The organism is Nonomuraea sp. NPDC001636, assembly GCF_040298265.1.
Taxonomy (GTDB): domain Bacteria; phylum Actinomycetota; class Actinomycetes; order Streptosporangiales; family Streptosporangiaceae; genus Nonomuraea.
The window spans coordinates 73,651-86,229 of record NZ_JBEOZT010000015.1 but is presented as its reverse complement, the minus strand read 5'-3'; the positions used below and the strand labels follow the sequence as shown (position 1 = coordinate 86,229).

The following is a 12,579-nucleotide window of genomic DNA, read 5'->3' as shown; positions in this document are numbered from 1 at the left end:
ACGCCGGTCAGCCGGTGAAGCCGATGTCCTCGTAGCGCAGGTCGTAGAAGCCGCGCGCGCCGACGTTGGCCAGCGTCTGCTTGGCCGCCACGTTCTGCGGACGCTGGTAGAGCGGCAGCACGTTGACCAGCTTCCAGATCAGCCCGTCGGCCTCGTTCGTCTGGGTGCGCGCCCCGGCCGGGTCGAGGTTCTGGGCCGCCTTGTCCATGGCCTGGTCGATCTCCGGCGAGCCGGTACGGCCGAAGTTCGCGTTCCAGGTCTTGCCGTTCGCCGAGTTCGCGTAGATCCCGTAGCTGCTCGAAATCGGGTAAGGCGTCCCGATGTAGGCGAAGGGCGTGATGTCGAAGTTGCCGGGGATGACGTACTTGGTGAAGAAGTCGTCGCTCGGCACCGCCTTGATGGTGAGCTTCACCCCGATCTGGGCCAGCATGTTCTGGGCCAGCTCACCCTCCGACTTGCTGAGCTGCACCCCGGACGGCACCACGAACCGCAGGTCGAGCGGCTGCCCGTTCTTCTGCCTGACGGCCCCGTTCAGCTTCCAGCCGGCCGCGTCGAGCAGTTGCTTGGCGCGTTCGGGGTTGTAGACGCCGAGATTTCCGGCGTTGTCCAGGTAGCCCTCCTGCGTGTTCATGAAGAAGTGGTTGTTCAGCAGCGCGATCGGCCAGTCGAGCCCCTGCAGGTCGGACTGCGCGATGGCCTGCCGGTTGATGCCGAGCTGGATGGCCTGGCGCACGTTCACGTCCTTGAGCGGCTCGCTCGACCCGTTGAAGGTGAAGTGCCGGAAGTCGGGCCCGGCGGCCTGGCGCACCTGGGCGCCCTGCGTGGCCCTGGCCCGCGCGTAGTCGGGCGCCGACGGCCCGACGTCGATGAGGTCGAGTTCCCCGTTGCTGAACGCGCCGATCAGTGAGTCCTGCTCCGAGGCCCGGTAGATGATCTGGTCGAGCTTGGCCCGGTTGCCCCACCAGGCGTCGTCGCGGACGATCGTGATCGTCTTGGCCGTCTGGTCGAAGCCCTTGAACTTGAACGGCCCGGCGGTCACCGGGATCTTGTTCAGCCACGCGGTGTTGAAGGCCTGCGGGGTCCGGTTCGTGGCGGCCGGCAGCAGCGGCCCGAACAGCGACTGCCAGTCGCCGAACGGCTTGGCGAAGGTGACCTTCACCTCGTAGTCGTCCTTGCCCCGCTCGACCTTCTCGATGTCCTGGTAGCCGGTGGCCGAGACGATGTGGAACTCGGGGTTGCGGCCGTTGAGCGCCTGCCACTGGGCCTGGTAGTCGGCCCAGGTGATCGGCTGCCCGTCGGACCACTTGGCCTTGGGGTTGAGCGTGTAGGTGACGACCTGCTTCGGGCTCTGGTCGGTGACCTTGGCGTCGAGCACGTAGTCGGGATCGACGGCGATCTCCGCCTTCTCGTCGGAGACGAACGGCGAGGGCAGCAACGCGTTGCTGATCACGGCCGCCATCGCCAGGTTGCCGTCGACGTGGTTCCGGTTCCACTGGGTGGGGAACTCGTTGATGCCCCAGCGCAGCGTGCCGCCGTCCTTGACCTTCTCGCGCGGCTGCGGGTTGATGTCGAAGGCCTTGATGGTCTTGTGCGCGCCTTCCGTGCCGCTCGCCGAGCCGCCCCCCGAGCCGCCGCCGCCACAGCTCACCAGCGACAGCGAGCCGGCCACGGCGACGGCCACGACAAGACGTGAAGCTTTCATCGAGCGCATTCCTCCTGATCTAGACGACGTCGAGCCTCTCGGCGTAATGGCAGGCCGCGCCCTGGTCGTCGCCCACCGGCAGCACCTCGGGCTCGACGTCCACGCAGAGCGCGCGCTCGTCGTGGCTGAGCACCGAGCGGAACTTCGGGCAGCGGGTGCGGAAGCGGCAGCCGGTCGGAGGGTGGGCCGGGCTGGGCAGGTCGCCTTCGAGCAGGATGCGCTCGCGTACGCGCTCGCGCGCCGGGTCGGGCAGCGGGATCGCCGACAGCAGAGCCTGCGTGTACGGATGCGCCGGAGCCCCGTAGACCGCGTCGACCTGCCCGATCTCGGCGATCCTGCCCAGGTACATGACCGCCACCCGGTCGGCGATGTACCGCACCACCGCCAGGTCGTGCGCGACGAACAGGTACGACAGCCCGAGCCTGGACCGCAGCGAGCCGAGCAGGTTGATGATCCCGGCCTGGATCGACACGTCGAGCGCGGAGACCGGCTCGTCCAGCACCAGCAGCCTGGGCTCCAGCGCCAGCGCCCGGGCGATGCCGATGCGCTGCCGCTGGCCGCCGGAGAAGTCCTGGGGGTAGCGGGCGGCGTGCGCCGGGTCGAGGCCCACCAGGGCGAGCAGTTCGCCCACCCGCCGGCCCGGCCGGCGTTCGCCGTGGGTGCGCAGCGGCTCGGCCAGGATGTCGTAGACCGTCATGCGCGGGTCGAGCGAGGCCATCGGGTCCTGGAAGACGACCTGCATGTCCCGCCGGATCGCGGTGCGCCCGGCGCCGTCCAGCCGGGCGGTGTCGCGGCCGAGCACGACCACCCGCCCCTCCTGCGGCGGGACCAGCTCCAGGATCTGGGTGAGCGTGGTGGTCTTGCCGCTGCCCGACTCGCCGACCAGGCCCAGCGTCTCGCCGCGGCGGATGTCGAAGCTGACGCCCGCCACCGCGTGCACCGTGCCGACCCTGCGCTTGAACAGCGCCCCCTTGAGCAGCGGGTAGTCCTTGACCAGGCCGTCGACCTCCAGCACCGGCTGCTCGGCGCGGACCGCGGGGGCCACGGGCTCGCCGGCCGCCGCGTGGCGGCCGGGGCCCTGCGGACGGACGATCTCCCAGCGGATGCACGCCGCCCGGTGGCCGGTCGCCACCTCGAACAGCGGCGGCTCGGCCGCGTCGCACTCGTGGATCTTCAGCGGGCAGCGCGGCGCGAACGGGCACCCCGGCGGCAGCGCGGCGGGGGAGGGCGGGTTCCCCGCGATCGGCAGCAGCGGCTGACGGCCGCCGCGGTCGACCCGCGGGATCGAGGCCAGCAGCCCCGCCGTGTACGGCATGCGCATCCGGTAGTAGATGTCGTCGACGTCGCCCACCTCGACCGGGCGCCCGGCGTACATGACCAGGACCCGGTCGGCGAAGCCGGCCACCACGCCGAGGTCGTGCGTGATCATGACGATCGCCGCGCCGGTCTTGCGCTGGGCCTTCTTCAGCACCTCCAGCACCTGCGCCTGGATGGTCACGTCGAGCGCGGTGGTGGGCTCGTCACAGATGATCACGTCGGGGTCGTTGGCGATGGCCATCGCGATCATCACGCGCTGCCGCATGCCGCCGGAGAACTCGTGCGGGAAGGCGAGCGCCCGCTCGCTCGGCGACGGGATGCCGACCAGCTCCAGCAGCTCGACGGCCTTGACCGCGGCGTTCTCCTTGCTCACCCGCTGGTGGACGCGGACGGCCTCGGCGATCTGGTCGCCCACCCGGTAGACGGGCGTGAGCGCCGACAGAGGGTCCTGGAACACCATCGACACGGTCTTGCCGCGGAAGCGGGTCAGCTCCCGCTCGGAGGCGCCGATCAGCTCCTTGCCGTGCAGCCGCACCGACCCGGTGACCCGGGCGCTCGGCGGCAGCAGGCCCATGACCGCGGCCGAGGTGACCGACTTGCCCGACCCGGACTCGCCCACGATGCCCAGCACCTCGCCCGGACTCACCGAGTAGGTGACCCCGCGCACCGCGCGCACGTCGCCGAAGGACACGTGCAGGTCGCTGACCTCCAGGACGGGGTTCGCCGCCGGCCTCATCGCCGCGCCGCCGGGTCGAAGGCGTCGCGCAGCGCGTCGCCGATGAGGTTGACCGCCAGCACGGTGACCACCAGCAGCCCGGCCACGAACCAGAACGTCCAGGGCGCGTAGACCGCCGTGCGCGAGCCGTCGGCGATCAGCGTGCCGAAGGACACGTCGGGCGGCTGGATGCCGAACCCGAAGTACGACAGCGAGGTCTCGGTCAGGATGGCCGCGCTGACGTTGAGCGTGGCGTCGACGATGAGCAGCGAGGACAGGTTGGGGATCACGTGCCGGAAGATGATCCGCACCGGCGGCACCCCCATGAATCGGGCGGCCTGGATGTACTCGCGCTCCTTCAGCGAGATCGTCATCCCCCGGACGATCTTCGACGTCACCATCCACAGGAACAGCGACAGCATGACCACGAACAGCACCCACTGCCCGGCCCCGAACAGCGGCGACATGATCGCCAGGATGAGGAACGCGGGCAGCACGAGCAGCAGGTCGGTCACCCAGCTCAGCGCCCGGTCGGTCCAGCCCAGGAAGTAGCCGGAGAAGGCGCCCACCACGGCCGCCACCGCCGTGGACACCAGCGCCGCCAGCAGGCCCACGATCAGCGACTTCTGCATGCCGCGCAGCGTCACCGCGTAGACGTCGGCGCCGGTCTGGAGCGTTCCGAACCAGTGGCGGGGCGAGGGCGGCTGCAAGAACGCCGTGAAGTCCTTGTCGGTGTAGGACCACGGGCTGAACAGCGGCCCGGCGAACGCCAGCAGGAACATCAGCGCCAGCACCGCGAACCCGATCAGCCCCTGCGGCGAGCGGAAGAACCGCCCGGCCACCACCCGCAGCCGCGACGGCGCCCGCCCCAGGTCGGCGGTCAGCTCCTCCGCCAGCTCCTCGTCGGAGAGCGTCATCACGCCCGCACCCTGGGGTCGAGCGCGGCGTGCAGCAGGTCGGAGGCGAGCGCGGCGCACAACACCGCCACCGCGGCCAGGAAGGAGATCGCCGCCACGGTGTTGACGTCGTTGGTGAAGATCGAGTTGATCAGCTGCTCGCCCAGCCCGTGCCAGCCGAAGATCTTCTCGGTGAAGGTGGCCCCGGTCAGCAGGGTGCCGAACGTGAAGGCGAAGTAGGTGGCCACCGGGATCAGCGCGGTGCGCAGCGCGTGCCGGGTCAGCGCCCGGCCCCTGCTCAGCCCCTTGGCCCTGGCCGTGCGGACGAAGTCGGCGCCGAGCACGTCGAGCATCATGTTGCGCTGGTAGCGGCTGAAGACCGCGACCAGGCCGACGGACAGCGAGATCGTCGGCAGGATCAGGTGTTGCAGCCGGTCGAGCACGTAGCCCCAGAAGCCGGTCTGCAGGCCGGCGCTGTACTCGCCGCTGACCAGCAGCACCTGGCGGCCGAAGAGGTTGTCGTTGGCCCAGGCGCCGGCCAGGATCAGCATGTTGGCCAGCACCACGACCGGCACCGCGAGCACGACGAACGACAGGCCCGTCGAGAGCCGGTCGAACCAGCCGTACTGCCGCACCGCCGCGTACGCGCCCACCAGCACCCCCAGCAGGCTCCCGCACAGCAGCCCCAGGATGACCAGCCGGAACGTGACCCCCATCCGCCGCCGGAGGTCCTCGTTCACGGGCGAGCCGGTGACGGTCTTGCCGAAGTCGCCGTGCAGCACGCCCGCGGCCCAGGTGGCGTAGCGCTGGAGCAGGGGGGTCTTGTCGTTGAGGTTGAGCGCGGTGAGCTGGGCGTCGACGACGGCGGGCGGCGGTTTCGGGGTGCGGTCGGCGTAGTTGGAACGCGGGTCGAGCGCCCCGGCGGCCAGCAGGTACGCCAGGCTCGCGGCCACGCCGACCAGCACCACGTAGTTGAGCAGCCTGCGGGCCAGGAACCCCGCCATCGTCCCCCTCCCGGATGCGCACGATAGGTAGTCATACTGCTACAGGCAGCAGCATCGTGGCGCGGGGAAATGCCAAAGAGGGGTTAACGTCCGGAAAGTTCGTCCACGGCGGTGCGGACGTCGTCGCTGGTGATCGTCGTGAGGTCGGCGGCGCTGGCCGACCCGCCGCCCGACGCGTGGGCGGCCAGGCGCACGTCGCGGCGCATCGCAGCCCGTTCGAACAACGAGCGGGCGAAGCGGCCGTTGCCCAGGCCGTCGATCAGGCGTTCCTCGCACACCCAGGCGAACACCTCGTCGAGGTCGCGCAGGGCCTGCTCGTCGAAGGTGTCGCCGGCCTTGCCGGCCAGCAGCACGGCGATCTGCGACAGCTCGCGCGGCGAGTAGCTGGGGAAGGCCACGCGCTGGTTGAACCGGCTGGCCAGGCCCGGGTTGGTGGCCAGGAAGGCGTCCATCTCGCGCGAGTAGCCGGCCAGCACGATGACCAGCCGGTCGCGGTCGTCCTCGGCCCGTTTGAGCAGCGTCTGGACGGCCTCGGAGCCGAAGGCGTCGCCGCCCGCGTAGCCGGGGTTGACCAGGCTGTAGGCCTCGTCGATGAACAGCACGCCGCCGAGCGCCCGGTCGACCAGCTCGTTGGTCTTGATCGCGGTCGCGCCGAGGTGCTGGCCGACCAGGTCGGCCCGGTGGGCCTCGACGACGTCGGGCCTGGCCAGCAGGCCGAGCGCGGCGAAGACGCGGCCGAGCACCCGCGCGACGGTGGTCTTGCCGGTGCCGGGCGGCCCGGCGAAGACGAAGTGCCGCATCTGGGGCGGCGTGGGCAGCCCGCGCTCCTGCCGCATGCGGGCCACCTGGAGCTGGGCGGCGATGGCGTGCACCTGCCGCTTGACCGGCTCAAGACCGGCCATCGCGTCGAGGTCGGCCAGCGCCTCCTCCAGCGTGGGCGTGGCCACGTAGCCGCGGAAGCGGGCGGTCAGCTCCTCGAACGCCTTGGTCACGTCGGGCGTGGTGGTGGTCACCAGGTCGTGGGTGGTCGGGGTGCCGCCGGCGCCCACCACGCGCACGTCTCTGGCCTGCGCGGCGGCCTCGACCAGGCTGCGCACGAAGCGGGCGTTGCCCAGCTCGTCGACCAGGCCGCGCCGCTGGACGTCTTCGTAGAGGCCGAGCAGGGCGCGCCCGGCGTCGGGGGCCATCGTGTCGCCCCTGCGCCGCTGGAGCACCTCGGTGATCTCGGCCAGCTCGGGGGCGGAGTAGCTGGGGAAGCGCACCCGGGTGGCGAACCTGCTGGCCAGGCCCGGGTTGCTGGACAGGAACGAGGCCATCTCCTGCTCGTAGCCGGCCAGGATGATGATCAGGCGCTCGCGGTCGTCCTCGGCCCGTTTGAGCAGGGTCTGGACGGCTTCGGCGCCGAACCTGTCGGGCTGGCCGTCGGAGGAGTTGACCAGGCTGTAGGCCTCGTCGACGAACAGCACGCCGCCGAGCGCCCGGTCGACCAGCTCGTTGGTCTTGATCGCGGTCGCGCCGAGGAACTCGCCCACCAGGTCGGCCCGCTGCGCCTCGACCACGTAGGGGGTCTCCAGCAGGCCGAACGCGTAGAAGATCTTGGCCAGCGCGCGGGCCACGCTGGTCTTGCCGGTGCCCGGCGGGCCGACGAAGACGAAGTGCCTGGTCGGGCGTTCGGCGGTGTAGCCGGCCTCGGCCCGCAGCCGGGTGGCCTCGATGGAGGCGGCGATCGAGCGGACCTGCTCCTTGACCGGCGCCAGCCCGATCATGCCCTCCAGCTCGGCCAGCGCCTCCTCGACGGAGATCTGCGGCGGCGCGCCCGCCTTGTCGGCCTGCGGCTCCGGCCGGCCCTCGCGGGCGCGCACGCGCACCTGCTGCTCCTCGGCGGACAGCTCGGCCTTGGCCCGCCGCGCCTGGAGGAACCGGTGGACCAGCACGACGACGGCCGCCAGGCAGGCGCCCCAGAGCGCGACGGCGGCCGACACGAAGGAGAGCCCGAAGGCCAGCACCCCGGCCGGCACGAGCGCGGCCAGCGTGGTGACCCACGGCGTGACCCAGCGGATGAGGTGGGCGGCGGCGGCCACGGGCAGGGCGAGGGCGACCATCGCGTGCAGCGCCATGGAGCCCGGGGGGAAGCGCCAGGAGAACAGCGGCAGCGCCAGCACGACCCAGCCGGCCACGACCAGCGCGGTCGCGGCGGCCCGCGGGAAGCGCATGGTCAGCGCCACGAAGGCGAGCGCCATCAGGACGAGGGGGAACGTCTTCAGCAGATCCCAGCCGAGCGCCGCGCCCACGCCCATGACGACGATGAGCAGCACGGCGTAGAGCACCCGTCGCACGGCGGGGGGAATCTGGAAATAACGCAGTCTCACCTGCTCGAACAGATCCCGCGCCGCGGCCCGCCCCGCGGCCTGGGCCCTGTCGGACTCACGCATCACGCCTCCCCGGTCCGCCCCCGGTTATACCGCACCCGACCGACGATTGGGCGGGCCTGACACGCTAGGTGGAGGTCACGAAAAGGGCGATCCGCCGTCCGAGTTCGGTGCCGGCGTCCTCCTGGAGGAAGTGGCCGGCGCCGGCGATCACCGGATGGGACAGCCCGGCCGTGCCCGCGACGGCCTTGAGCATGATGGGCGCCATGCCGCCGGTGATGGGGTCGCCGTCGGAGAAGGCCACCAGGAACGGGCGGTCGAGCGTGGTGAGGATCTGCCAGGCAGCGCGGTTGGCGGGCGCGGCGGGGTCGTCGGGCGTGATCGGGACGAGCCCGGGCAGGGCGCGCGGGCCCGCTTTGTACGACTCGTCCGGGAACGGCGCGTCGTAGGCCGCCCGCACCTCGTCGCTGAGACGCGTCCGGCAGCCCGCCTGGACCAGCCGGGCGATGTCCAGCGTGGGGGCACCGGCGACGGTCTCCCTGAAGCGGTGCCAGACGTCGGGCATGGGAATGTCACCCGAGGGCAACCCCGTGTTGGCGGCCACGATCCTGGCCACGCGCTCGGGGTGCTCGGCGGCGATCCGCAGCCCGATCAGGCCGCCCCAGTCCTGGCCGACGACGGTGACGCGGTCCAGGGCCAGCGCGTCGAACAGCAGCGCGCGGGTCCACTCGACGTGCCTGGCGTAGGTGTGGTCGGCGGGGTCCACGGGTTTGTCCGAGCGGCCGAAGCCGATCAGGTCGGGGGCGATCGCGCGCAGCCCGGCCGCGGCCAGCTCGCGCATGACGTGGCGGTAGAGGAAGGACCAGCTCGGCTCGCCGTGCAGCAGGACGACCGGCTCGCCGTCCGTGGGGCCGGCCTCGACGTAGGCCATGCGCAGGCCGTCCGGCAGGTCGGCGTGGCGGGGCTCGTAGGGGAAGTCGGGCAGGTTCGCGAAACGCTCTTCGGGGGTGCGCAGGGTCCGCATAGAACAAAACTCTATTCACCGTCGCTGGTGCCTGCCGGGGAACTCGCCGACGAGCACCTGCTTGGGGGTGACGCGCAGCACGTCAGGACCGGCCACGGCGATGCCGCGCACCTCCACCCAGAACCGCCGCTGCAACGGGTCGGCCGCGAACACCGCGACGCGCGGGTCGGCCGCCACGCCCTCCCACGCCTCGGGCCCGGCGATCAGCCGCAGCTCGCCGGAGGAGGTGACGGACCCGGCCGCGCCCACGACCCGGGGGCCCGTGGGATCGCCGTAGGACAGGACGAGGCTCCTGGCGTAGGAGAACGCCTGGCGCGCCTCCGGCGTCAGGGCCACCGAGGGCGCGCCGCCCATGGGCAGGTCGCACATGACGAGGGAGGCCCGCCAGGGCCCCGGCGCGCCGCGCCACCACGCGCGCAGGGCCCGTGCCGCGAACACCGTCATCGCCGCGCCGAGCGCGCACACTCCCGCCCGCCAGCCCCAGGCCGAGCCCAGCGCGCCGCCGGCGGCGCAGCCGAGGGCGGCGAGCGCCACCAGACCGCCCGCGGCCAGCAGCCAGCCGTCGCCCCCGCGGCGGGCCCGCAGCCAGGCCCGCACCATCGGGAACGGCACCGCCACCGCCGCCACCGCGGCCCGCGGCTCGACCGCCAGCGCCCCGCCGACCAGCGGCACCAGCACCGACCAGGTCCTGATGAGCACGATCCACAACGTCACGCCGGTGTTCCTGGCCGCCGTGCGCTCGCCCGGGACGCGGGCCAGCTCGGCCAGCGCGGGCATCGGCCGCCCCCGCCACGACTCGGCCAGCACCCGGACGACCGTCAGCGCCGGCCACATCAGCACCACGATCCCGGCCAGCCCCGCCCAGACCGGATCCCGCCAGGACGGCGCCGCATGCACCGCGCCCAGCAGCAGCCACCCCGCGAACGCCGGCACCGACAACCCGGCCGACACCACGGCCGCGCCCAGCCAGGGATCGCGCCCGGCCATGGCCGGCACGTACGCCCAGACCCCCACCCGCCGCGCCTGCCGGACCGTCAGCGGCACCAGCGCGGCCAGCGCGGCGAACCCGCACCACCGGGCCCACCCCGCCGAGTCGAGGGCCAGCGCGGCCGCCGTGACGGCGATCGTGGCCACGGCCAGCAGCAGCCGGGCCTGGCGCGCCCACACCTCCAGCGCCCGCCTGGCCCGTCCCGTCTGGCGCGGGTCGACCGGCCAGGCGGGATCGTGGTGCGGGCGCGGACGGTCCCAGCGCAGCAGGCACAGCGCCAGGTTCACGCGGGCCTGCGGATGGGCCGGAGCCGTGGCGAGCGCGGCGCGGTAGGCCCGTCCGGCCCGCGGATGGTCGCCGCGCAGCAGCGCCAGGTCGCCGAGCAGGACCTCGGGGTCGGCCTCCTCGGGGGCGAACCGCGCGGCCAGCACGGCGTCGGCGACCGCCGCGGGCCAGCGGCCGGGGATGCGGCGGGAGATCGCGGCCAGGCGCAGGCGGGCGGACCAGGAGCCGGGCGCGAGCTCCACCGCGCGTTCGGCCGGGGGGAGGGCGTCGGCGTCGCGGCCCTGGCGTTCGTGGGCCAGGCTGATGAGGCGGCAGGCCCATTCGTCGCCGGGGTCGAGGTCGGCCGCCCGGCGCGCGGCCTCCAGCGCCGATTCGGGACGGCCCGCGTTCAGCCTGGTCAGGGCCTCGGTGCACCACTCGCGTGAGGACTTATCGGAAATATCATCGTTACCGGCACTTCCAGCGTTCCCCACGGCTCCCATGATCGGGTGACGGATGGAGGTTGGGTAGATCCGGACATATGGCTGTATCTCACTAGAGAGGTGGGGGGCCTCGCGGATCGGCCCATACCGCTATGCCGAGCGCCTGGCATGGCCTAAGCTGCCACGCAAGCCGGAGTGGAGAGCCGCGGCAGGAGAGGGCGCGAGACCGCCCCCGTGAGTTCCCCCGCTTTCGACCGTTCTGCACGTGCAGGCCCTGGTGACCGGATCGGCCTGCAAGGAGGCCCATGACCGTCACCCAGGCCGCACCCCTCGTACGGCGTGCCGATCGCCCCCGACGGGACAACCGCTGGGCCGTCCTCGTGCTGCTCTGCCTGAGCCTGCTCCTGATCACGGTCGACGCCACCGTCCTGCACATCGCGGTGCCCGCGCTCACGGCCGCGCTCGAACCGTCCTCGGTCGAGCTGCTGTGGATCATCGACAGCTACTCGCTCGTCGTCGCGCCGCTGCTCATCGTCTTCGGCACGCTCGGCGACCGCTACGGCCGCAAGCGGCTGGTCCTGGGCGGTTTCGTGCTGTTCGGCGTGGCCTCGGCGGGAGCGGCGTTCGCGCCCACGCCGCTGACCCTGATCCTGGCCAGGGCGCTGCTCGGCGTCGGCGGCGCCATGATCATGCCGGCCACGCTCTCGCTCATCCGCCAGGTGTTCACCGACCGGCGCGAGCGGGCCGTCGCGCTCGGCGTCTGGAGCGCGGTCGCCGCGGCCGGGGCGGCGGTGGGGCCGCTGATCGGCGGCGTGCTGGTCGGCCTCTGGTGGGGCGCGGTCTTCCTGATCAACGTGCCGATCCTGCTGGCGCTGCTGCCCCTGGCCGTCCGGCTGCTGCCGGAGTCGCCGCTGCGCAGGGAACGTCCTTGGGACGCGACGAGCGCCGTGTTGTCGGTGCTCGGCCTGCTCGCCCTGGCCTTCGGGCTGAAGGAGGCCGGGTCGGGGACCCTGCTGCCGTTCTGGGCCTCGGTGCTGGTCTTCCTCGGTGGCGCGGGGCTGCTGGTCGCGTTCGTCCGCCGCCAGTCCCGGCTGCCGGCGCCGCTGCTGGAGCTGGCCCTGTTCCGGCGGCGCGAGTTCACCACCGGCGTGGCCGGCGTGCTGCTGGGTGTGTTCGCGCTGGTCGGGCTCCAGCTCATGCTGGCCCAGTACCTGCAGCTCGTGCTGGGCGACAGCCCGGTGCGCGCGGCGGTCAGGATGTTGCCGCTGGTGCTGTCGGCCGTCACCGGCGGGCTCGCGGCGGCCCACATCCTGCCCAGGATCGGCATGCGGGCCACGATGAGCGGCGGGCTCGGGCTCGTCGCGCTGGCCCTGACGCCCACGCTGGGCTGGGGCGTCGAGGGCCATCCGGTGATGCTGGCGGTCTGCTTCGTGGGCATCGGGTTCGGCGTGCAGGTGGCGTTGCTGGCCGCCTCCGACACGATCATGTCCTCGGTGCCCGAGTCCCGGGCGGGCGGGGCCGCGGCCATCGAGGAGACCGCGTACGAGCTGGGCGCGGGCCTCGGCGTCGCCGTGCTGGGCACGATCACCACGCTCGCCTACGCGCCCGCCCTGCCCGCCGTGCCCGGCGTGTCGGCGGGCGGCATGGACCAGGCCAGGCAGTCGCTGGCCGGCGCCGCCCACGTCGCCCGCGAGATCGGCGGCAGCACCGGCGACGCGCTGCTCGGCGCCGCACGCTGGGCCTTCGTCGGCGCCCTGCACACGACCGTGGTCGTCAGCGTCGTCCTGCTCGGCCTGACCGCCGTCGCGGTGGCCATGCTGCTCAGCCGGGATTGAGGTGTGCCATGGCCCGGACAGG

At 72.7% G+C, this 12,579-nt stretch carries 8 protein-coding genes; 1 reads left to right on the top strand and 7 read right to left on the bottom strand.

Annotation, left to right across the window (positions count from 1 at the left end; genetic code table 11):
• Positions 1-7: 7 nt before the first annotated feature.
• From ABT158_RS26590 to ABT158_RS26560, 7 genes are all read right to left on the bottom strand, one after another.
• Positions 8-1,702: an ABC transporter family substrate-binding protein gene (locus ABT158_RS26590; protein ID WP_352357767.1), complete on the bottom strand. Its 1,695-nt coding sequence runs from the start codon at positions 1,700-1,702 to the stop codon at positions 8-10.
• Between the two features lie 19 nt (positions 1,703-1,721).
• The gene (locus tag ABT158_RS26585) at positions 1,722-3,755 is read right to left on the bottom strand and encodes a dipeptide ABC transporter ATP-binding protein (RefSeq protein ID WP_352357765.1); all 2,034 of its coding nucleotides are present in this window, start codon (positions 3,753-3,755) and stop codon (positions 1,722-1,724) included.
• Entirely contained in the window at positions 3,752-4,651 is a 900-nt protein-coding gene (locus ABT158_RS26580) for an ABC transporter permease (RefSeq protein ID WP_352357763.1), read from the bottom strand. Before ABT158_RS26580 ends, ABT158_RS26585 begins: the two co-directional genes overlap by 4 nt.
• Complete coding sequence (locus ABT158_RS26575; protein ID WP_352357761.1) at positions 4,651-5,634, bottom strand: ABC transporter permease; 984 nt, start codon at positions 5,632-5,634, stop codon at positions 4,651-4,653. The genes ABT158_RS26580 and ABT158_RS26575 overlap by 1 nt, the downstream gene beginning before the upstream one ends.
• Positions 5,635-5,717: 83 nt before the next feature.
• A complete protein-coding gene (locus ABT158_RS26570; RefSeq protein WP_352357759.1) occupies positions 5,718-8,066 on the bottom strand; it encodes an AAA family ATPase in 2,349 nt (782 codons plus the stop codon).
• Positions 8,067-8,130: 64 nt separating this feature from the next.
• Complete coding sequence (locus ABT158_RS26565) at positions 8,131-9,027, bottom strand: haloalkane dehalogenase (RefSeq protein ID WP_352357757.1); 897 nt, start codon at positions 9,025-9,027, stop codon at positions 8,131-8,133.
• Positions 9,028-9,042: 15 nt separating this feature from the next.
• Positions 9,043-10,782 (bottom strand): tetratricopeptide repeat protein, encoded by a 1,740-nt coding sequence (locus ABT158_RS26560; protein ID WP_502911569.1) that lies wholly within the window; start codon positions 10,780-10,782, stop codon positions 9,043-9,045.
• Positions 10,783-11,027: 245 nt separating this feature from the next.
• Here ABT158_RS26560 and ABT158_RS26555 point away from each other — a divergent pair, with 245 nt between their 5' ends.
• Entirely contained in the window at positions 11,028-12,557 is a 1,530-nt protein-coding gene (locus ABT158_RS26555; RefSeq protein WP_352357753.1) for an MFS transporter, read from the top strand.
• The last annotated feature ends 22 nt before the right edge of the window (positions 12,558-12,579 follow it).